This window comes from Curtobacterium sp. PhB137, from assembly GCF_003814955.1.
Taxonomy (GTDB): domain Bacteria; phylum Actinomycetota; class Actinomycetes; order Actinomycetales; family Microbacteriaceae; genus Curtobacterium.
In genome coordinates this window covers 121,404-143,118 of sequence record NZ_RKQO01000005.1, presented here as the reverse complement: position 1 = coordinate 143,118, position 21,715 = coordinate 121,404, and the positions used below count along the sequence as shown (strand labels likewise).

General features: G+C 71.3%; 15 protein-coding genes. 10 read left to right on the top strand and 5 right to left on the bottom strand.

The genetic code is table 11. From position 1 onward, the window contains the following. Window positions 1–13 precede the first annotated feature (13 nt). The gene (locus EDF28_RS07295) at window positions 14–1,408 is read left to right on the top strand and encodes a hemolysin family protein (protein WP_123937721.1); all 1,395 of its coding nucleotides are present in this window, start codon (window positions 14–16) and stop codon (window positions 1,406–1,408) included. Continuing rightward, the gene (locus EDF28_RS07290; RefSeq protein ID WP_123294216.1) at window positions 1,405–2,442 is read left to right on the top strand and encodes a hemolysin family protein; all 1,038 of its coding nucleotides are present in this window, start codon (window positions 1,405–1,407) and stop codon (window positions 2,440–2,442) included. Before EDF28_RS07295 ends, EDF28_RS07290 begins: the two co-directional genes overlap by 4 nt. Before the next feature lie 154 nt (window positions 2,443–2,596). On the opposite strand, the gene EDF28_RS07285 is transcribed toward EDF28_RS07290, so the two are convergent. Continuing rightward, on the bottom strand, window positions 2,597–4,036 hold the full coding sequence (locus tag EDF28_RS07285) for a GuaB1 family IMP dehydrogenase-related protein (protein ID WP_123937720.1): 1,440 nt from the start codon (window positions 4,034–4,036) through the stop codon (window positions 2,597–2,599). 166 nt (window positions 4,037–4,202) lie between these two features. Between EDF28_RS07285 and EDF28_RS07280 the strand changes: the two genes are divergently transcribed. After that, window positions 4,203–7,964, top strand: a complete 3,762-nt coding sequence (locus EDF28_RS07280; RefSeq protein ID WP_185094173.1) for a multifunctional oxoglutarate decarboxylase/oxoglutarate dehydrogenase thiamine pyrophosphate-binding subunit/dihydrolipoyllysine-residue succinyltransferase subunit — start codon at window positions 4,203–4,205, stop codon at window positions 7,962–7,964. Window positions 7,965–8,041: 77 nt separating this feature from the next. Here the strand turns inward: EDF28_RS07280 and EDF28_RS07275 are convergent, their stop codons facing one another. From EDF28_RS07275 to EDF28_RS07265, 3 genes are read right to left on the bottom strand one after another with little or no spacing between them, the layout of a single operon-like run. Further along, window positions 8,042–8,482, bottom strand: coding sequence for a GNAT family N-acetyltransferase (locus EDF28_RS07275; RefSeq protein WP_123294768.1), 441 nt, complete (start codon window positions 8,480–8,482; stop codon window positions 8,042–8,044). Between the two features lie 51 nt (window positions 8,483–8,533). Beyond that, window positions 8,534–8,776: a zf-HC2 domain-containing protein gene (locus EDF28_RS07270; protein WP_111086426.1), complete on the bottom strand. Its 243-nt coding sequence runs from the start codon at window positions 8,774–8,776 to the stop codon at window positions 8,534–8,536. Further along, window positions 8,773–9,540 carry a sigma-70 family RNA polymerase sigma factor gene (locus EDF28_RS07265; RefSeq protein WP_123294769.1) on the bottom strand — a complete coding sequence of 256 codons (768 nt, stop codon included), beginning with the start codon at window positions 9,538–9,540 and terminating at the stop codon, window positions 8,773–8,775. Before EDF28_RS07265 ends, EDF28_RS07270 begins: the two co-directional genes overlap by 4 nt. 111 nt (window positions 9,541–9,651) lie before the next feature. On the opposite strand from EDF28_RS07265, the gene aroA reads away from it, so the two are divergent. The 4 genes from aroA to hisN all read left to right on the top strand — a co-directional run bounded on the left by aroA (window position 9,652) and on the right by hisN (window position 14,482). Beyond that, window positions 9,652–11,031: a 3-phosphoshikimate 1-carboxyvinyltransferase gene (aroA, locus tag EDF28_RS07260; protein ID WP_123937719.1), complete on the top strand. Its 1,380-nt coding sequence runs from the start codon at window positions 9,652–9,654 to the stop codon at window positions 11,029–11,031. A 3-nt stretch (window positions 11,032–11,034) separates the two neighbouring features. Further along, window positions 11,035–12,108: a ribosome small subunit-dependent GTPase A gene (gene rsgA, locus EDF28_RS07255; protein WP_123937718.1), complete on the top strand. Its 1,074-nt coding sequence runs from the start codon at window positions 11,035–11,037 to the stop codon at window positions 12,106–12,108. A 400-nt stretch (window positions 12,109–12,508) separates the two neighbouring features. Continuing rightward, window positions 12,509–13,681, top strand: coding sequence for a hypothetical protein (locus tag EDF28_RS07250; protein ID WP_123937717.1), 1,173 nt, complete (start codon window positions 12,509–12,511; stop codon window positions 13,679–13,681). A gap of 18 nt (window positions 13,682–13,699) precedes the next feature. Beyond that, the gene (gene hisN, locus EDF28_RS07245) at window positions 13,700–14,482 is read left to right on the top strand and encodes a histidinol-phosphatase (RefSeq protein ID WP_123937716.1); all 783 of its coding nucleotides are present in this window, start codon (window positions 13,700–13,702) and stop codon (window positions 14,480–14,482) included. A gap of 81 nt (window positions 14,483–14,563) precedes the next feature. On the opposite strand, the gene EDF28_RS07240 is transcribed toward hisN, so the two are convergent. Beyond that, a complete protein-coding gene (locus EDF28_RS07240; RefSeq protein WP_123937715.1) occupies window positions 14,564–16,039 on the bottom strand; it encodes an MFS transporter in 1,476 nt (491 codons plus the stop codon). Window positions 16,040–16,526: 487 nt separating this feature from the next. On the opposite strand from EDF28_RS07240, the gene EDF28_RS07235 reads away from it, so the two are divergent. The 3 genes from EDF28_RS07235 (at window position 16,527) to EDF28_RS19530 (ending at window position 21,631) form a co-directional block, all read left to right on the top strand. After that, a complete protein-coding gene (locus EDF28_RS07235) occupies window positions 16,527–19,223 on the top strand; it encodes a LuxR family transcriptional regulator (RefSeq protein WP_123937714.1) in 2,697 nt (898 codons plus the stop codon). Between the two features lie 480 nt (window positions 19,224–19,703). Beyond that, window positions 19,704–21,518 (top strand): glutamine--fructose-6-phosphate transaminase (isomerizing), encoded by a 1,815-nt coding sequence (glmS, locus tag EDF28_RS07230; RefSeq protein WP_123294776.1) that lies wholly within the window; start codon window positions 19,704–19,706, stop codon window positions 21,516–21,518. Continuing rightward, window positions 21,518–21,631 carry a Rax2 family protein gene (locus EDF28_RS19530; protein WP_240347339.1) on the top strand — a complete coding sequence of 38 codons (114 nt, stop codon included), beginning with the start codon at window positions 21,518–21,520 and terminating at the stop codon, window positions 21,629–21,631. Before glmS ends, EDF28_RS19530 begins: the two co-directional genes overlap by 1 nt. Window positions 21,632–21,715: the final 84 nt, after the last annotated feature.

The following is a 21,715-nucleotide window of genomic DNA, read 5'->3' as shown; positions in this document are numbered from 1 at the left end:
ACGGGGGTGAATCATGAGTCCGATCGACATCGTCATGCTCGTCGGCGGCATCCTGCTGACACTCGGCACCGGCGTCTTCGTCGCGTCCGAGTTCGCGCTGGTCAACCTCGATCGCGCCGACGTCGAAGCGCGTCGCGACCGCGGTGAGCCGGGCCTGGCACCCGTCATCGGGGCGTTGAAGGTCACCTCGACGCACCTGTCGAGTGCGCAGCTCGGCATCACGCTGACCACGCTGCTCACCGGCTACCTGCTCGAGCCGTCCATCGCGAAGCTGCTCGAAGCGCCGTTCCTGGCGATGAACCTGCCCGAGGGCATCGTCGAGACCGTCGGATCGATCATTGCGCTCGTCATCGCGACCCTGCTGTCGATGATCCTCGGCGAACTGGTACCGAAGAACTTCGCGCTCGCGCTGCCGCTGCAGACCGCGAAGCTCGTCGTGCCGTTGCAGATCGCCTTCACGACCGTGTTCAAGCCGGCGGTCGCGGTGCTCAACGGCACCGCGAACGCCGTGCTGCGGTCGATCGGCATCGAGCCGCAAGAGGAACTGTCCGGTGCTCGCAGCGCCGAGGAGCTCACCTCGCTGCTCCGCCGTTCGGCGTCCGAGGGGTCGCTCGAGCAGGACACCGCGACGCTCCTCCAGCGGACGATCTCGTTCTCGGAGCTCAGCGCCAGCGACGTCATGACGCCGCGCCCGCGGCTCTCGACCATCCGGGTGTCCGAGTCCGCGCAGGACGTCATCGCCCTCGCCCGCAAGACCGGCTTCAGCCGCTTCCCCGTCATCGAGGAGGACGCGGACGACGTCGTCGGCATCGTGCACGTCAAGCAGGCCGTCGCCGTCCCCCGCGAGAAGCGCCCGGAGGTCCCCGTCGGAGCGCTCATGACCGACGCCGAACGCGTGCCCGAGACGATGCCGGGCGACACCCTGCTCGCCGAGGTCCGCGGCCGCGGCTACCAGATGGTCATCGTGGTCGACGAGTACGGCGGCACCGCCGGGGTCGTCACGCTCGAGGACCTCATCGAGGAGATCGTCGGCGAGGTCTCCGACGAGCACGACCGCGCGCGCATCGACGTGGTCCGTTCCCGCGACTGGCTGACCTTCCCCGGCCTGCTGCGTCCCGACGAGCTCGAGGACCGCGCCGGCGTGAAGGTGCCGGAGGACGGCCCGTACGAGACCGTCGGCGGCTTCCTCATGTCGACGCTCGGCCGCCTGCCCGTCGTCGGTGACGAGGTCCCGCTCGACAGCGGTGTCTTCCGGGTCGAACGTCTGGACGGCCGCCGGATCGACCGCATCCGCTGGACCCCGACGCCCCCGCCGACGGACATCGCGGCGACCGCCATCATCATCCCGGCCACGAAGACCGGCACCAAGACCGCGAAGCGGTCCGAGACGAAGGAGAGCACCCGATGAGCTCCGACTGGTGGGGGATCTTCTGGCTCTTCGTGCTGCTGCTCGGCAACGCGTACTTCGTCGCCGCCGAGTTCGCCGTCATCTCCGCCCGCCGATCGCAGATCGAACCACGCGCAGAAGAGGGCTCCAAGGCCGCGCAGATGACCCTGTGGGCGATGGAGCACGCCACCCGCATGCTCGCGACCACGCAGCTCGGCATCACGGTCTGCTCGCTGCTCATCCTGAACGTATCCGAGCCGGCGATCCACCACCTGCTCGAGGTGCCGCTGCACCTGACGGGCTGGAGCGTCGAGGTCATCGGCACCGTGGCGTTCGTGGTCACGCTGCTGCTCGTCTCGTTCCTGCACGTGGTGTTCGGCGAGATGGTCCCGAAGAACATCTCGTTCTCGATGCCGGACCGCGCAGCGCTGCTGCTCGTGCCGACGCTCTGGTACATCGGCCACGGCCTGCACTGGGTCATCGTCGGCCTGAACGAGGTCGCGAACGCCGTGCTGCGCCTGTTCCGCGTCGAGCCCAAGGACGAAGCCGTCAGCGCCTTCACGGTGGAAGAGGTGCAGACGATCGTGGAGCAGTCCCGCCGCGAGGGCACCCTGACCGACGACGGCAAGCTCGCCCTGGCGTTCGAGTTCACCGAGAAGAAGGTCCGCGACGTCGCCGTGCCGATGGCCGAGCTCGTCACCCTGCCCGAGGACGCCACCCCGGCGGACGTCGAGCGTGCGGTGGCGCAGCGCGGGTTCTCGCGGTACGTGCTCGTCGGCGAGGACGGCTCCCCCACGGGCTACGTGCACGTGAAGGACGTCATCGACCTGCGGCCGGACGAGTTCGACGACCCGGTGCCGCCGAAGCGCATCCGCCAGCTCATCTCGCTCTACACGGAGATGGACCTGGAGGACGCCCTGGCCACGATGCGCGCTGCGGGCCGCCACGTCGCGCGGGCGTTCGACGCCGACGGCCGGACCCTCGGTGTGCTCTTCCTCGAGGACATCCTCGAGGAGCTCGTCGGCGAGGTCGAGGACGCGACCCGACGCCGGTAGCCGCACCGCCAGTTCCGCCAAAGCGACAGATCCCCGCGAACGTTCCGCAGGGATCTGTCGCTTTCGCGATGGCGGACGGGAGGCCCGTGGCAACGCAGCCACGGGCCTCCCGTCCGTTCGTGGTCGCGACCAGGGCCGCACCCGCCGGCGCGCGCTACCAGCTGACGGGGAGCGGCTTGCCCTCTTCGTAGCCGGCGGCGGACTGGATGCCGACCAGAGCGCGCTCGGAGAACTCGGCGAGCGACGACGCGCCCGCGTAGGTGGCGGAGCTCCGGACGCCCGTGGTGATCATGTCGAGCAGGTCCTCGACGCTCGGACGCTCCGGGTCGAGGTAGATCGTCGACGACGAGATCCCCTCGGCGAAGAGCTCCTTGCGGGCCCGCTCGTAAGGGTCGAGCCGCTCGAAGCGCTCGCGGACGGCCTTCGCCGACGCCATCCCCCAGCTCTCCTTGTAGGCCTTGCCGGCGGCGTCGCGACGGAGCACGCCCGGCGCTTCGAGGGTGCCGGCGAACCACGAGCCGATCATCACGGCCGAGGCGCCGGCCGCCAGGGCGAGGGCGACGTCGCGGGGGTACCGGACCCCGCCGTCGGCCCAGACGTGCGCGCCGAGGGACCGTGCGGCGGCGGCGGTCTCGAGGACGGCGGAGAACTGCGGCCGACCGACGGCGGTCATCATGCGCGTGGTGCACATGGCGCCGGGTCCGACACCGACCTTGATGATGTCCGCACCCGCGTCGACGAGGTGGGCCACGGCGTCGGCGGTGACGACGTTGCCGGCGACGAGCGGGATGCCGAGCCGGAGCCCCGCGACGGTGCGGAGCGCGCGGAGCATGCTCTCCTGGTGTCCGTGCGCCGTGTCGAGCACGAGCACGTCGACCCCGGCGGCGGCGAGGGCCTGCGCCTTGGCGGCGACGTCGCCGTTGATGCCGATCGCGGCCGCGACGCGCAGGCGACCCGAGACGTCGACGGCCGGCGTGTAGATGTCCGAGCGGATGGCGCTGGTCCGGCTCGTGGTGCCGACGACCTTGCCGTGCCGCACCACGGGCGCGAAGTCGACCTCGGCGCCGCTCAGCACGTCGTAGACGTGGCGGGGCGTACCGGCGTCCTCGGCGTCGATCGCGGTCGACGCGCCGTGCAGCAGGTCGCCGAGCGTCGCGTCGGGACCGGCGTCGCCGAGCCGGCTGGCGGGGACGCACCCGAGGTACTCCCCGGCGGCGTCGCGGACCACGACGCCCCGACCGGCGACGGGCAGCAGATGCTCGAGCGCCTCGGCGACAGTGGTGGACGAGCCCATGTCGTAGGCGGTGTCGTAGTCGACCGGCTGGTCCTTCACCCAGCGGATCGCGGCGTCGAGGTCCTGCAGGTGCATGTCCTGCGGCAGGACGCCGAGGCCCCCGCGCCGGGCCAGGGTCGCGGCGAGGCGCGGACCCGTGACCGAGTTCATGTTGGCGCTCACGATCGGGATCGTCGCACCGCTGCCGTCGTTCGACGCGAGGTCGACGTCGAAGCGGCTCGTCACGCCGGAACGGCTCGGGACGAGGAAGACGTCGGAGTAGGTCAGGTCGTGTGTCGGCCGCGTCTCGTAGAACCTCATGGGCCCCACTGTACGGCTCCGCCCGGAGGCCGGACCGGGCCCCGACTCGCGCCACGGCTGACACCGAACGGACATGTGCGAGCGGCTAGGCTTGGCACCTGTGCGGGGCAGGGTTGCACCGCACGACACACACGAGCATCTATCGACGGAGAGTGGGCGATCGGCTGTGTCGAGCCATCTGACCGGAACGGACGAGACCGCGGGCGAATTCGGGGCGAACGAGTGGCTCGTCGACGAACTCTACGAGCAGTTCGTCGCGGACAAGGAGTCGGTCGACAAGTCCTGGTGGCCGGTCCTCGAGAGCTACCACCGCACGCAGGTCGGCGGCGCTCCGGCAGCTGACCAGCAGTCCCCGACGCCCGCGCAGTCGACCACGCAGCAGCCCGCGACCGGTGACGCGCCGGCCCCGCAGCAGGCGGCAGCGCAGCAGGCGTCGGCGCAGGGTGGTCCGATCCAGGCGAAGACCACGTCGCGCCAGCCGACCCCGCCGCCGATCCCGGCCGAGGCCAACGACGCCGCCGACGACCACGAGGAGACCCACGAGGACGTGGCGACCCCGCTCCGGGGCATGGCGAAGACCCTGGCGTCGAACATGGACGCCTCGCTGACCGTCCCGACGGCAACGAGTGTCCGGACGATCCCGGCGAAGCTGATGATCGACAACCGGATCGTCATCAACAACCACCTGCGCCGTGCCCGCGGCGGCAAGATCTCCTTCACCCACCTCATCGGGTGGGCGATGGTGCAGGCACTCAAGGACTTCCCGAGCCAGAACGTGTTCTACGAGGAGCGCGACGGCAAGCCGTTCGTCGTCGCCCCGGCGCACGTGGGCCTCGGCATCGCGATCGACGTCCCGAAGAAGGACGGCACCCGGTCGCTCCTCGTGCCGAGCATCAAGCGTGCGGAGACCCTGACCTTCGGCCAGTTCCTGTCGGCCTACGAAGACCTGGTCAAGCGGGCCCGCGACAACAAGCTGACGCCGGCCGACTTCCAGGGCACCACGATCTCGCTCACGAACCCGGGCGGCATCGGCACCGTGCACTCGGTCCCCCGCCTGACCAAGGGGCAGGGCGCGATCATCGGCGCCGGCGCCCTCGAGTACCCGGCGCAGTTCCAGGGCTCGGCGTCGAAGACCCTCGTCGAGCTCGGCATCGGCAAGACCATCACCCTGACGAGCACCTACGACCACCGGGTGATCCAGGGCGCCGGCTCGGGCGAGTACCTCAAGCACGTGCACGAACGCCTCATCGGCGAGCACGGCTTCTACGACGGCATCTTCGCGGCGCTCCGGATCCCGTACAAGCCGATCCAGTGGGCGAACGACATCAACGTCGACCTGGCACACCGGGTCAACAAGACCGCACGCGTGCAGGAGCTCATCAACAGTTACCGCGTCCGCGGGCACCTGATGGCCGACATCGACCCGCTCGAGTACCGCCAGCGCACGCACCCCGACCTCGAGATCGAAAGCCACGGGCTGACGTTCTGGGACCTCGATCGCGAGTTCGTCACGGGCGGGTTGGCCGGTACGACCAGTGCTCCGCTGCGCGACGTCCTCGGGATCCTGCGCGATGCCTACTGCCGCACCGTCGGCATCGAGTACATGCACATCCAGGACCCGGAGCAGCGCCGCTGGGTGCAGGAACGCATCGAGGTCCCGTACTCGAAGCCGTCGAAGGACGAGCAGCTGCGCGTCCTCGGCAAGCTCAACGAGGCCGAGGCGTTCGAGACCTTCCTGCAGACCAAGTACGTCGGGCAGAAGCGCTTCTCGCTCGAGGGCGGCGAGTCCACCATCGCCTTCCTCGACACGCTCATCCAGCACGCCGCCGGTGTCGGCCTGGCCGAGGTCGCGATCGGCATGGCCCACCGCGGTCGCCTGAACGTCCTGACGAACATCGCCGGCAAGACGTACGGCCAGATCTTCCGTGAGTTCGAGGGCTCGTCCCTGCCTGGCTCGGTGTCCGGTCAGGGTTCCGGCGACGTGAAGTACCACGTCGGCACCGAGGGGCTGTTCCGCACCTCGGACGGCTCGAGCATCCCCGTGACGATCGCGGCGAACCCGTCCCACCTCGAGGCCGTCGACGGCGTGCTCGAGGGCATCGTCCGGGCCAAGCAGGACAAGCAGGGCCCCGGTTCGACGAACGTCCTACCGGTGCTCGTGCACGGCGACGCGGCGATGGCCGGTCAGGGCGTGGTCGTCGAGACGCTGCAGATGTCGCAGCTCCGCGGCTACCGCACGGGCGGCACCGTGCACCTGGTCATCAACAACCAGGTCGGGTTCACCACCCCGCCCGAGTCGGCGCGCAGCTCGGTGTACTCCACCGACGTCGCGAAGACGATCCAGGCGCCGATCTTCCACGTGAACGGCGACGACCCCGAGGCCGTCGCACGCGTCGCCGACCTGGCGTTCGCGTACCGCGAGGCGTTCCACCGCGACGTCGTCATCGACCTCATCTGCTACCGCCGCCGCGGGCACAACGAGGGCGACGACCCCTCGATGACCCAGCCGCTCATGTACAACCTGATCGAGGCGAAGCGGTCCGTCCGCACGCTGTACACCGAGGCCCTCGTCGGCCGCGGGGACATCACGCAGGAAGAGTACGACGAGGCGCACCGCGACTTCCAGGACCGCCTGGAGCGTGCCTTCGCCGAGACGCACGAGGCGCAGACCGGCACCATCCCGGTGATCCAGGTCGACGACGACGGCGCCGTGCAGGGGCTCGAACGCCCGGCGGCGCAGCAGGACGACTCCGAGGTCGAGGTCCGCGAGACCGCAGTGTCGGAAGAGCTCGTCCGCTCCATCGGTGACGCGCACAGCAACCCGCCCGCCGGCTTCTCGATCCACCCGAAGCTGCAGCAGCTGCTGTCGAAGCGCACCGACATGACGCGCAACGGCGGCGTGGACTGGGCGATGGCCGAGCTCATGGCGATCGGTTCGCTGCTGGTGGAGGGCAAGCCCGTCCGGTTCGCCGGCCAGGACGCCCGCCGCGGCACCTTCGTCCAGCGCCAGGCCGTGTTCCACGACCGGTCGAACGGCCAGGAGTGGCTGCCGCTGTCGAACCTCACCGAGGACCAGGCCCGGTTCACCATCTACGACTCGCTGCTCAGCGAGTACGCGGCGATGGCGTTCGAGTACGGCTACTCGGTCGAGCGGCCCGAGGCACTCGTGCTGTGGGAGGCGCAGTTCGGCGACTTCGCGAACGGTGCCCAGACCGTCATCGACGAGTTCATCTCGTCCGCCGAGCAGAAGTGGGGGCAGCGCTCCGGCCTCGTCCTGCTGCTGCCGCACGGCTACGAGGGCCAGGGACCGGACCACTCGTCCGCCCGCATCGAGCGCTACCTGCAGCTGTGCGCCGAGGACAACATGGTCGTCGCCCGCCCGTCCACTCCGGCGTCGTACTTCCACCTGCTGCGCCGCCAGGCGTGGGAGCGTCCGCAGAAGCCGCTGATCGTGTTCTCCCCGAAGGCCATGCTCCGCCTGCGCCAGGCGACGAGCGCGGTCGAGGCCTTCACGAACGGCACCTTCCAGGAAGTGATCGACGACGACCGCGTGGCCCAGAAGGCGGCGGTGCGTCGCGTGGTCCTGCACTCCGGCAAGGTGCACCACGACCTGCGCGCCGAGGTGGACAAGCGCGGGGTCACCGACGTCGCCCTCGTCCGGCTCGAGCAGCTCGCGCCGCTCCCCCTCGAACGGATCCTCGAGGTCCTCGCCGGCTACCCGGACGCCGACGTCGTGTGGGCGCAGGAGGAGCCGGAGAACCAGGGCGCCTGGCCGTTCGTCTGCATGAACCTGTCGCCGCACCTCGACGGTCGACCGCTGACGGTCGCCGCCCGTGCCGCGAGTGCCGCGCCGGCCACCGGTTCGTCGAAGCGCTCAGCACAGGAAGCCGCCGAGGTCATCGAGAAGGCGTTGAGCGCGTCGGCCTGAGCGTCAGGAAGCGCCCGGCGCGGGAGTCCGAGGGACTCCTGCACCGGGCGCTTCGACGTTCGCGAGGAACGTGACGGCTACGCGATCTTCGTGTAGCGCACACCCGCGTCGTGGTACCCGCGCTTCTGGTAGAACCGGTGCGCGCTGTCCGTGGCAGCCGCACTGACGGCGCTCAGGCGACGCGCGCCCTGCTCGACGGCCCATGCTTCGAAGGTGCCGATGAGCGCCGAACCGGTGCCGAGCCTCCTGGCCGTGTCGTCGACCACCAGCAGCAGCAGCTGCGCCGTCGGCTCGTCGCTCGCGTACGCCCAGGTGACCTGCGCGCCGGCGACGGCGACCGCGCGACCATCGTCGCCACGCACCACCCAGGTGCGGTGTCCGGCCTCGGGCGTGAGCCGTTCGAGACGTGCGCGCATCGCCGCGTCGTCGACCTCGTGGCCGAGCAGGCGGACGAGGGCAGCGACGTCGGAGACGTCCGTGTCGGACCAGGTGGTGATCGACTCGACGAGGAGGGTCATGTCCGTGACACTACCGACCCGACCCGCCGTGTGACGACGGAGCCGCGGACCTCAGTGGGTCGACTGCTCCAGCCGGATGCGCGCGAGGATCTCGCCACGCAGTTCTTCCGGAGCGGTCTCCTTGCACGCGCGGCGCACGGTCTCGATCAGGACGACGCCGACGCGGTGTTCGGTCGTGCAGTCCTCGCAGTCGTCCATGTGCTCACGGATGTCCGCCGCGTCCTCGCGGCAGAGCTCCCCGTGCAGGAACTCCTCGAGCTCGGCCTTCGCCTTGGAGCAGTCGCAGCCGCTCATCGTGCTTCCTTCCCATCGACGCGACCCTCGGTCGCGGCAGTCTTCCGGCCTCGTCCGCGCATCGTCGCCGTCGACGCTGCGTCCGGGACGATGCCGGTCTCACGGGCGTGGTCCGCCAGGAGCCCCCGGAGGAGCCGGCGACCACGGTGCAGACGGCTCATGACCGTCCCCACGGGGGTCTTCATGATGTCGGCGATCTCCTGGTACGAGAAGCCCTCGACATCGGCGAAGTACACGGCCATCCGGAAGTCCTCGGGGATGGCCTGCAGGGCGTCCTTGACGGCGGACGACGGCAGGTGGTCGATCGCGTCGGCCTCGGCGGACCGTGCGGAGATCGACTGGGTGACGCTCTCGGCGCCGCCGAGCTGCCAGTCCTCGAGCTCGTCGATGGTGCCCTGGTAGGGGTTCCGCTGGTTCTTGCGGTACGTGTTGATGAACGTGTTCGTCAGGATCCGGTACAGCCAGGCCTTCAGGTTCGTGCCCTGCTTGAACTGGCGGAACGCGGCGAACGCCTTGACGAAGGTCTCCTGCACGAGGTCCGACGCATCGGCCGGGTTGCGGGTCATCCGCATCGCCGCACCGTAGAGCTGGTCCATGAAGGGCAGTGCCTGGGTCTCGAAGAGGGCCCGGAGTTCGTCGGCCGACACGGTCTTGGCGTCGACGAAGGACTCGTCGTCCGCTTCTTCCGCCTCGACCGCGTCGAGCTGCTCCTCGGTCTCCTCGACCAGGTCGTGCGGTGCTGCCTGCGGCTCGTCGGTCGTCATCGCGGGCCAGTCTAGAGCGAGCGACGTGGACACGCCGGGCAGGCGCGTCCGCGAGGGTGCGAGTGCTGTCGCCAAGGGTCCTCCCGATCGTTTCAGTAGTCTTGTGAACCGATGGCAGACACGACGCATTCCCAGAGCGGTGCACAGGCCGCCGCGGACCCGGCCCCCTGGATCGCCCCGCTCGCGCGCGGTCCCCTGCGTGGCGACGTCGCGCTGCCCGGCTCGAAGTCGCTGACGAACCGCGAGCTCGTGCTCGCCGCCCTTGCCGACGGCCCCTCCGTCATCCGCCTGCCGCTGCACTCGCGCGACTCGGCGCTCATGATCGCGGCGCTCCGGCAGCTCGGCGTCGGGATCGACGAGGTCGAGCCGGCACCGGGCGCGCAGCCGAACCCCTACGGCCCGGACCTGCGGATCACCCCGGCACCGATGCACGGCGACGTCCGCGTCGACTGCGGCCTCGCCGGCACCGTGATGCGGTTCCTGCCGCCGCTGGCCGCCCTGGCGGTCGGCCCGGTCGTCGTCGACGGCGACCCCTACGCCCGCAAGCGTCCGATGCACGCGATCATCGGGGCGCTCGTCGACCTGGGCGTCGACGTCACCGACGACGGCGACGGCTCGATGCCGTTCGCGTTCACCGGCACCGGTTCGGTGCGCGGTGGCGCCCTGTCGATCGACGCGTCGGCGTCGTCGCAGTTCGTGTCGGGCCTGCTGCTCTCCGCGCCCCGCTTCGACGAGGGCCTGCACCTCACCCACGTCGGGGAGCGCCTGCCGAGCCTGCCGCACATCGAGATGACCGTCGCCGCGCTCCGTGCCCGCGGCGTGACCGTCGACGAACCCGCGGTCGGTGAGTGGGTCGTCCACCCCGGTCCGATCGGCGCGCGCGACGTCACGATCGAGCCCGACCTGTCGAACGCCGCGCCGTTCGCGGTCGCCGCGCTCGTCGCGGGTGGCACCGTCCGCATCCGCACCTGGCCGCGCGAGACCACGCAGGTCGGCGCCGACCTCGAGACGCTCCTGCCCCTGTGGGGCGCGACCGTGGCCCGTGACGGCGACGACCTGGTCGTCGACGGCGGCGTCGGGATCCGGGGCGGGGCCTCCTTGCCGGGTCTCGACCTGGACCTCAGCCGCGGCGGCGAGCTCGCACCGGCGCTCGTCGCGCTGGCCGCGCTGGCCGGTGGGCCGACCGAGATCACCGGGATCGGCCACCTGCGTGGGCACGAGACGGATCGTCTCGCCGCGCTCGCGGCGGACGTGAACCGGTCGGGAGGCGCGGTGCACGAACTCGACGACGGCCTGCGCATCGAGCCTGCCGCGCTCCACGGCGGCGGCTGGGCCGCGTACGACGACCACCGGATGGCGACGGCCGGCGCCGTCGTGGGCCTCGTCGTCGACGGCGTCGCCGTCGACGACATCGGGTGCACGGCCAAGACGCTGCCGCAGTTCCCCGAGCTGTGGGCGGCGTTGGTCTCGACCGGGGACGCGGGGGCCTGACGCATGAGCTGGTGGGACGACGTCGACGGTGACGACTCCGACGCGGACGAACCGTACGGACAGTACGACGAGTCGAGCGTGCGGGTGCGTCCGAACCCGAAGGGCAACCGGCCCCGCACGAAGACCCGGCCGACGTACGACGACGCGCCCGTGGGGTGGGTCACGAACGTCGACCGTGGGCGGTTCGGCGTGCTGGTGGGGACGGGATCCGGCTCCGATCCCGGATCCGAGCACGTCATCACGGCGACGAAGGCCCGCGAGCTCGGCAAGAAGTCGGTCGTCACCGGCGACCACGTGTCGCTCGTCGGCGACGTCTCGGGTGACCCCGGATCACTGGCGCGCATCGTGAAGGTCGCCGAGCGCACCACGCTGCTCCGCCGCAGTGCCGACGACTCCGACGAGGTCGAGCGCGTCATCGTGGCGAACGCCGACCAGATGCTCATCGTCGTGGCGGCCGCCGACCCCGAGCCCCGCACCCGGCTCATCGACCGGTACCTGGTCGCCGCGTTCGACGCCGGGCTCGACCCGATCCTCTGCATCACGAAGACCGACCTCGCCGACCCGGCACCGTTCCTGGCGCACTTCGCCTGCCTCTCCTTGCGGATCGTGACGAGCCGGTCCGACGACGTCCCGTTCGAGGCCCTGCACGACCTGCTCGACGACAAGGTCACCGTGACCGTGGGGCACTCCGGTGTCGGCAAGTCGACCCTCGTGAACGCCCTGACCGGGTCGACGCGGGCGATCGGCGTCGTGAACTCGGTGACCGGTCGTGGGCGGCACACCTCGTCGTCGTCGATCGCGCTGCGGGTCCGTGACGGCGGGTGGATCATCGACACCCCCGGCGTGCGGTCGTTCGGCCTCGGGCACGTCGACCCCGCGAACGTGTTCCGCGCGTTCGCCTCGCACGCGATCCCGGTGCGCCCTGCGCGGGACGGCATCCCCCTGGCGCAGGCGCACGACTGGGAGATCGTCGACCGGGTGCAGGACGGCGAGCTCGGTGCCACCGGCGTCGAACGGCTCGACTCGTTCCGCGCACTCCTGACGGGCATGGGCGCCTCCGACCCCGGCCTGGAGTAGCCCGCGGCGCGCTCGCGCGTCGCGCCCGCCGGCGTGCGCCGATGGGTCACGAACTGTCGCCTGACAGAGCAGCATTCAACGGTTCGTGGCCGCTCGAGCTCCGACGCACGGCGTGTCGTGACCACTCCGGCGCCCCGTCCCGCTCGCCCGTCCTGTCCAGGCGTGGCCAGTCCCGCCCGTCACTCCCCGCCCCGTCCCGTCCCGTCCAGGTTCCGAAATCTGCACATCTCGGCGGTGGTTCGGGCCGTTCTTGGAACCTCGGTGGACAGCGCGCGGCATGTTGTGGAACCTCGGCGGAGAGCGCTCGGGCGTGGCACCTCGTCCCACCGCGCCCGGCCCGACCGCACCCCCACCCAGCACGCGTCGACAAGTGTGCAGCGGTGTTGTACAGTGAACCCTCGTGTCTGAAGTTGCAAAGTACAACTTTGCGCCGACCCCCGCCGTCGACGCCCCGTCCTCGAGCACGACAACGACGTCGCACGCGCACCACTCCCCCACCCACAAGTCCTCACGAGCACCGCGACCGCAGCGCACCGACAGCGTCCTGCGCCCTGCCGACCTCGGACGGGTGCTCCTGACCTTCGCCACGCACATCCTCGTGCCGCTGTTCCTCGCCGCCGGCATGGGCCTGGCGTACCTCGGTGCCTTCCACGCCCCCGCGCCGAAGGAACTGCCGGTCGGCATCGTCGGGCAGTCCGCCGCGACCCAGGTGTTCGCCCAGACCGTCACCGACGAGTCCGACGGTGCCCTCGTCGCCCACGTCGTCGCCTCGACCAAGGACGCCGAGCGGCAGATCCGCGACCGCGACCTGGCCGCCGTGTACGCCCCGACCACCACGGGCGCGACGCTCTACGTGTCGACCGCGGCATCGGAGACGACCGCGAGCGCCGCACAGAAGGTCTTCCTGCCGATCGCGTACGAGCAGCACGTGCCGTTCCGGGTCGTCGACGTCGTCCCGACGGGCGAGCAGGACAGCACCGGGCAGGGGCTGTTCTTCCTGCTCGTCGCCCTGAGCGTCGGCGGCTACGCATCGGCCATCGCCGTGGCGTCCGTCGCGACGAAGCTCCGCGCGGTGTGGACCGCGGTGGTCGGCCTCGCCACCGCCGGGGTCGTCGCCGGCATCGGGATCATCGTCGCCGGACCGATCTACGGCGTCATCACCACGCACCACTGGCAGGTGTTCCTGTTCGCCTGGCTGTACGACGCGATCATCGTCGCGATCGGCGTCGGCCTGCACCCGGTCCTCGGGCGGTGGACGACGCCCGTGCTCACCATGCTGTTCGTGATGCTCAACTTCACGTCGTCCGGCGGCATCTTCCAGGCGTCGTTCGTGCCCGGGTTCTTCTCGGCGCTCCACTCCTTCTGGAGCGGCGCCGCGTGGCTGCAGGCGGCACAGGACCTGCAGTACTTCCCGGACGCCTCGCTCGGCCGGTCGTCCCTCGTGCTCGCGCTCTGGCTCGCAGCAGCCGTCCTGCTCTGCGTGGTCGTGCACGGCCTCGTCGCCCGCCGCACCCGCATCGCCCGCGAGCGTGAGGTCACCCGGCTCGAAGAGGAAGAGGTCGTCGCCGCGTAGCCCCGCTACGCTCGACCCGTGGACCTCAGCGCCGACCTGGACTTCGCCCGCTCGCTCGCCGACATCGCCGACACGATCAGCCTCGAGCGGTTCCGCGCCGCCGACCTGCACGTGTCGAAGAAGGCCGACAGCACGCACGTGACCGACGCCGACCAGGCCGTCGAACACGCCCTGCGCGAGCGGATCGCGACGGAACGACCCGACGACGCGTTCCTCGGCGAGGAGACCACGGCGGACACCGGCGCCGAAGCGACGAGCGAGGGGCACCGTCAGTGGGTCATCGACCCGATCGACGGCACCGCGAACTACCTGCGCGGTGTGCCGGTGTGGGCGACGCTCATCGCCTTGGCGGTCGACGGCCGCCCCGTGCTCGGCGTCGTGAGCGCCCCCGCGCTCGGCAAGCGCTGGTGGGCGGCCGAGGGCCTCGGCGCGCACTCGTCCGACGGCGACCTCCGCGTCTCCGGTGTCGCGGACCTGTCCGACGCGAGCCTGAGCTACAACAGCATCCAGCAGTGGGACGACGACGACCGGCTCGAGTCCCTCGTCGACCTGTCCCGCAAGGTCTGGCGGACGCGCGCCTACGGCGACATGTGGTCGTACATGCTGGTCGCTGAGGGGGTCATCGACATCGCGGGCGAGCCCGACCTGAAGCCGTGGGACATCGCGGCCCTCGTGCCCATCGTGGAAGAAGCCGGCGGGCGCTTCAGTTCACTCGACGGCGACCCCGGGGCCTGGCACGGCAGTGCACTCGCGACGAACGGCCTGGTGCACGACGCCGTCGTCGAGGTCATCCGCCGCTAGCACGACCCCGAACGACACGCTCGACGTCGGATGACGTCGCGGGTGTCGTTCCGAGTCGATCAGGCGGCCGCAGCCGCCGCCTCACGCCGAGCCGCGGGCAGCACGCCGCCGCACCATCAGGTCCCCGACCGCCAGCACGAGCGCGAGGGCCATCAGCGACACCGTGAACGTCGTGCCGCTCCGGAACGCGTCGTGGTACGCATCGAGCCGACTCCCGCCGGAGCCGCCGGCAGCGGCACCCCGCACGATCCCGTAGAAGATGCTCGTCGCCACCGCGGTCCCGATCGCGGTCCCGACGCGCTGCCCGAGCTGCTGCATCGACCCGGCGACCCCGGACTGCTCCACGGGGATCTCGGCCAGGGTGAGCGTCTGGTTCGGCGACACCACGAACCCGCCGCCGAGGCCGCCGACCAGGAACGCCCCGGCCATCGCCCACGGCGTGACCTCCGGTGGGGTCAGCACCGCGGCGAGCATGAGGAGCACGAAGCCGACGACGACCATGAAGAGCCCGAAGACCACCAGGGCCCGTCCGACCCGGTCGACGATCCGTCCGCCGATGTAGGACCCCACGGCGCTCGTGGCCGCGAACGGGATGCTCACCATGCCGGCGAACAGCGGTGACAGCCCGAGCCCCTCCTGCAGGAACAGCGTCACCATCAGGAAGGACGCCGGGATCGCCGCGAAGTAGACGGCCACGATCGACAGCCCGTTGCGGTACGACGACAGCCGGAACAGCTCGAAGTGCACCACCGGCGACTTGCCCTGCTGCTTGTACCGGACCTCCCAGCGCACGAACAGGCCGAGGAACACGACGAAGGCGATCAGCCAGAGCCACCGGGCACCGGAGTCGCCGGCGCCCGTGGTGAGCACGAACGGCAGCATCAGCGTGATGATGGCGGCACCGAGCAGCAGGATGCCGACGATGTCCAGCTCGCGGTCCTTCGCCTGTCCCTGCACCCCCTTGGGCAGCAGCCGCATCGCGAAGAACAGCGCGACGAGCCCGAGCGGCACGTTCATCCAGAACAGCAGCCGCCACCCGTTCTCCTCACCGCCGATCGCGATGAGGCCACCGCCGATCGTCGGGCCGAGCGCCGTCGAGATGCCGATCATGGCGCCGAACAGCCCGAAGGCCCGTCCGCGCTCCGGGCCCCGGAACAACTGCTGCACGAGTCCGATCACCTGCGGCATCTGGGTGCCGGCGGCGAAGCCCTGCAGGATCCGCGTGACCATGAGCACCTCGATGGTCGGCGCCACGGCGCAGAGCAGGCTCGACACGGTGAACGCCACGAGCCCGATGATGAACAGGGCACGGCGGCTCTTCAGGTCGCCGAGCCGACCGGCGGGCACGAGGGCGAGGCCGAACGCCAGCGCGTACCCCGCCACGATGAGCTGCAGGGATGAACTGGTGGCGTCGAGGGACTTCTCGATCGACGGCAGCCCGACGTTGACCTTCGACAGGTCGAGGATCGTCAGGGCGGCCACCGCGACGCACACGGCGAAGGCCCTCCAACGCGTGCGGTCGTCGAGGCGGGCGTCGGTCGGGTCAGCGCTGGACATCACCATCGTTCGTACACCGACCGGCCTCCGGGCGGGCGAGACCCACCCCCCGGGTGGGTGACACCCCCTCGTCGTAGCCCCCCGGACTGGGGGCACCGTTGCCGGATACGCGGTGCGCGGGGCGGCTCAGATGGTCAGGACCTGAGTTATCGTGCTCGTACGGAAGGTCACGCAAGCACCTGGATTCCCTAGATCCGAGTGCACGTGCACGGCCTCCCGTGTTCGTCCGAAGACCCTAACCCGAGGGGTGATACAGACGATGACATCATCGTTCCCGAGCGGAACCGAGTGCACCCTCACTCGTCGACCGCATTCAATCCACGACAGCTCCGGCGCGCGCGCAGTCGCCGCCATCCGTCCGCACTCCGACACGGCCACCCACCGTGCAGCAGTCCGGTCCGCCTCACGGCGCCCCGTCGCAGCGCTCGCAGCGTTCGCCGACGACCTCTCCGCAGGATCCGCTTCCGGGCCCGGAGGCCGGTGAGTCATGGCACTCACCGGTCGACGTCTCGAGGTCGACCGGATCGCGACCCTCGCTGTACTCCCTCGGGAGTCCGCGATGGTCGTGGTCGGCGACCCTGGTTCCGGACGCAGCAGCGTCCTCGACGCGGTCTCGAACCGCGTTTCCCTCCCCGTCGTGCGGGTCGGTGTCAACGGGAGCGAATCCCGTTGGCCGCTGGCCGGCGTGACCTCCTTGTTCACCGCGCTCGACGACCCTCGTGCGACGGCCCACATCGCCCATCTCCTGCAGACGGGTGAGACGGCGGTCCCCGTGACCGCCGGACTGGCGGCGGCGCACGACTTCCTCGACGCCGTGCACGCCCTCACCCTGCCGCCGACGCTCGTGCTGATCGACGACCTCGACCGCATGGACGTCGAGAGCCAGGAGCTCATCGCGTTCCTCGCCGGCCGACTCGCAGGCACCGCCCTGCGCGTCGTGGCGACGGTCCGTTCGGTGCCGTCGGACGGTCCGCTCGCGGCCCTGCCGGCGCTCCGCATCGAGCCGCTGCCGTCCGACGAGGCACTCGTCCTCGCCCGGACCATGGCACCGGAAGAAGCGAACGACGGCGTCCTCGCCGTCCTCGCCGCGGAGACCGGTGGCAACCCCGGCGCGCTCCGCGAACAACTCGCGGTGCTCAGCCGCGAGCAGCTCACCGGTGCGGAGCCGATCGTGCTCCCGCTCCGACCCACTCCGACGACCGAGGCCCTCGCAGCCCTCGCACTCGGGTCCGCCGCGGGACGAGATCTGGACGTCCTCGCGAAACTCGCCCTGGTGCCGGTCGCGAAGACCACAGCCTGGGACCGCGACGAGTTGGACGACCTGGTCGGAGCAGGCCTCGCCACCGTGCGGGGCCAGAGCGTGACGGTCCGCGACCCCCTGGTCCGGTCCGCGCTGTACTGGCGGATGCCCGCCCGTGACCGCCGCGCGGCGCACGCCGCGCTGGCCACGGCGAGCGCCGAGTCCGACCCGCGGGCAGCCGCGTGGCACCGGAGCTTCGTCGACGACGTCCCCGACGTGGTCGCGTTGCTCAGCGCCGCACGGTCCTACGTGGTGGACGGCAACGTGCACGCCGCGATCGCCCTCACCGAGCGTGCCCTGCACGTCGGTGGTGGCACCGAGGACGAGCTCGTCGCGCTGCTCGGGGTCGCTGAGGCCCTGCTCGGCAACCGGCTGCTCGGCTTCGCCGCGCGGTACCTCGCCGCGCTCCGTCCGTTCCGGACGACGGCGCACGAGGTCCGCCGGCTGCGCCTGCAGTACTCGGCGCAGTACCTCAGTGGCGACGCCGTGCACGCGGACGAACTCCTCGTGTCGGTGGACGCGACCGAGCCGGCCGACGTGGACGCGGTCGCCGGGCTGATGGCCATGGTGGCGTGCTTCCGTGCCGAGGCGTGGGAGCTCGACCAGGCGAAGGACCTGCTGCACCGCGTCGAGCCCCTCGAGGCGTCGGCGTCTCCGCACACGTTGGAGATCACGACGACCGCGCGGGAGCTCATCGCCGCGATCGACGGCACCCTGCCGTCGGACACCGACCTGCACGACGGACTCGCGACGTCGGTGCTGCTGGCGATGTCCGACCCGGCCCTGCTGCTCCTCGCCCACGCGCTGAGCATCGCCGAGCGGTACCGGAGCGCGCGTCGGGTGTTCGCACTCGTCCTCGCCCGTGGCCCGCAGACGGCGCCGGTGTGGACCGAGGCAGCCCGCTACCTGACCGCCGAGAACGAGGTGCGCTCCGGGAACTTCCGGCAGGCGCTCCGTGCGATCGACGTCTGGGAGGCCGGTTCCTCGGTGGTCGAACGGCTCCGTGAGCCGTCGCGGGCCATCGCGATCGCCTGGCGGCACTTCGCCGAGGGGCGCTCCGCCGATGCCCTGGCGGTCGTGGACCGGTGCCTCGAGCACCGTTCGACGAGCCGCCTGTGGGGTGCGACGGCGAAGCTGCACGCGCTCCGCGGTCGGGTCCTGCTGCTCGACGGCCGACTGGAGGAGGCAGCCGCCGCACTCGAAGCGGCGGACGCCATCGGCCGGTCCCTGCGGAACCCCGCGGTGCTCCGGCACCTCGGCGACCTGGTCGAGGCGTACGCACGCCTCGGACGGATCGACGACGCCCGCACCATCACCGCGCGGCTCGCTGCGGACCACCACGCCCGACCGGGTCGCTGGGGTGCGCTCGTGCTGGCGAGGAGCCTCGCGCTCGTCGCCGATGACACCACCCGGGACACCGCCCGTCGCCGCGCGTTGGAGCTGTTCCAGCCGCACGACTCGCAGTTCGAGCGGGCACGGACGTTCGCGGCCCTCGCGACGGTCGGCAACCCCGCCGAGCGTCCGCGTCTCGGTGCGGCAGCAGCAGCGGCGTACGAGGCGGCCGGCATGCGCCGTCCCCTCGTCACCCCCGCACCGGCAGCGGCCATGCCGCCGTTCGGCACGGGGCCGTCGCTCCGGTCCGCACCGGTGCTGTCCGCGTCGATGCCGGGGACGCCCCGGAGCGCTCCGGACGCCTCCGCGGTGCTCACCTCGCTCACGGCCGAGGAGCGCGCCGTGGTGCAGAAGGTGACGGAGGGCTACCGCAACCGCGAGATCGCGTCGTCGCTGTTCATGTCGCAGCGCACGGTGGAGCTGCGGCTCACGCAGATCTACCGCAAGGTGGGCGCGCGGTCGCGCTCCCACCTGGTCGCGCTGCTCACGTAGTCGACGCGAGCACAAGGCGGACGGGAGGCCCGGTACCAGATGGTACCGGGCCTCCCGTCCGCCTTTTCCCTGTTTTCACGCAACCGGCCTCGCAGGCTCGGTCGGCGCTGGCGCCGCGCGCCGCTGGCGCGTCGCTTCATGCGGAGCGCGCGCGCGCGTTGCGGGAGTCCGCACGCGACCGCACCGCGGCGTCCCCCGCACGCGGGGAACCGCAAGAGCAGTCGACGACTGTTGCCGTGGCGGCGTCGCCGGGTGAGGCTTCTCATGCACCGACCGCCGTGCCCCTCCCGAGGGGCCAGACCGCGGTACCCCGTCCGGTACCCGAACCTCGTGGCCCACCCACTCCGTCGTCCGTCCTCGCCTGATCCGAGGACGGGCGCCGGTCAGGACCGCGAGGGCCCGGACGCGCGGCAGACCCGACGGCGGTCGGTGCCGAACCCCGCTCCACTCCCCCACCCCGTTCCCCCGAAGGGACAGCCGATGTGCGGCATCATCGCGGCCCGCGTGTCTGACGACGCGACGCCCTACCTGCTCGACGGACTCGAACGACTTGAGTACCGCGGCTACGACTCCGCCGGCATCGCCGTCCGGACCGCCGCCGGACGCACCGAGACGATCCGCTCGGTCTCCCGCGTCGGGGACCTGCGCACGCTCGTCGCCGCCCGGTCCGGCGACGCCCTGACCGGCGTCGGCATCGGTCACACCCGCTGGGCCACGCACGGTGCCGTGCGCGAGGCGAACGCCCACCCGCACGCCGACTGCTCGCGCCGGATCAGCATCGTGCACAACGGCATCATCGAGAACGCCGACCGCCTGCGTGACATGCTCACGGCGCAGGGCCACCGGTTCCGCTCCGAGGTCGACTCCGAGGTCATCGCGCACCTCGTCGAGCGTGCCCTGGCCGTCGACCCGGACCTGATGCTCGCCGTGCAGATCGCGACCGCGCAGCTCGAGGGGTCGTGGGCGATCGTCGTCCTCGACGCCCGCGACGGCCGGATGGTCGTGGCCGCGGACCGTTCCCCGCTCGTCGTCGCCCGGTCCGCCCGCGGCGACTTCGTGGCGAGCGACATCGGTGCGATCGCCGAGTGGTGCGAGACCTTCGTGGCGCTCCGCGACGGTGACGTCGTCGAGCTCGGCGAGGCCTGGACCTGGTCGTCGAACGGGATCACCGTCCCCGTGCCGTTCCCCACCCCGTCGCCGTTCGCCGCCACCGCGCTGGACCTCGGCGACCACCCCGACCACATGGCGAAGGAGATCGGCGAGCAGGCCGACGTCGTCAGCACGATCCTGGACCGCATCGCCCGCCGCACCGCGGACGGCAGCATGTGGGTCGGCCTCGGGCTGCCCGCCTTCCAGCGCCTGGCGATCGTCGCCTGCGGCACCTCGCTCAACGCCGGCCAGGTGATCGCCACCGCGCTGCGCGGCATCGGCGGCGTCCCCACCGACATCGTCGTCGCCAGCGAGGCCGACCAGGCCGTCCTCGGCCCCGACACCCTGGTCGTCGCGATCAGCCAGTCCGGCGAGACCGCCGACGTCCTCCGCGCGCTCGACCGCTTCGAGGACCGCCACCCGGTGCTCGCGCTCACGAACAACATGCACTCCTCGCTCGCCCGTCGCGCCGACGCCGTGCTCGACTGCCACGCCGGTCCGGAGATCGGCGTCGCCGCGACGAAGACGTTCACCGCGCAGGTCGTCGTCGGAGTCGCCGCGGTGATCTCCGCGCTCGTGGCGTCCGGCCGCATCGAGGTCGCACGTGCCCACGCGCTCGTCGACGAACTGCTCGACCTGCCGGCACGCATCGAGCACGCCACGCAGGTGTCCGCCGACCGGATGCCGCTCCTGGTGTCGAGCGTGAAGGAGGCCACCGGCTTCCTGTTCCTCGGCCGCGGTGCGGGCCTGCCGTACGCCGCCGAGGGCGCACTCAAGCTCAAGGAGCTCAGCTACCGCTGGGCCGAGGCGTACCCCGCGGGCGAGCTGAAGCACGGCCCGCTCGCCCTCGTCGACGAGGGCACCCCCGTCGTCGTGATCGACCACGGCGAGCCGAAGATCCAGTCGGCGATCGCCGAGGTCCGGGCCCGCGGCGGGTTCGTCATCACCATCGGCGGCGAAGGCTCCGACATCCCGGCGCTCGGCAGCCGCGGCACCGGCGGACTCGCCTGGGGCGCCATGGCGGCGCCGTGGGGTCCGCTCGAGGCCGTCGTGCCGCTGCAGATGCTCGCACGCGAACTCGCGCTGCAGCTCGGCTGCGACGTCGACAAGCCGCGCAACCTGGCGAAGTCGGTGACGGTCGAGTGATGCGCGGTCGGATGAACCACCTGACGACGTTCCTGGTCGTGCTCACGGCGTTCGCGATCGCCATGACGACGGTGCTCGTCGTCGTGGTGGCCGGGCCGACCGTCCTGGGCTGAGCCGGGCGCGCGGGCGGGCGCCGACTCGGATCGACGTTCTCGATGTCGTACGACGTCGAGGGTGTCGTTCCACATCGTCCTCGA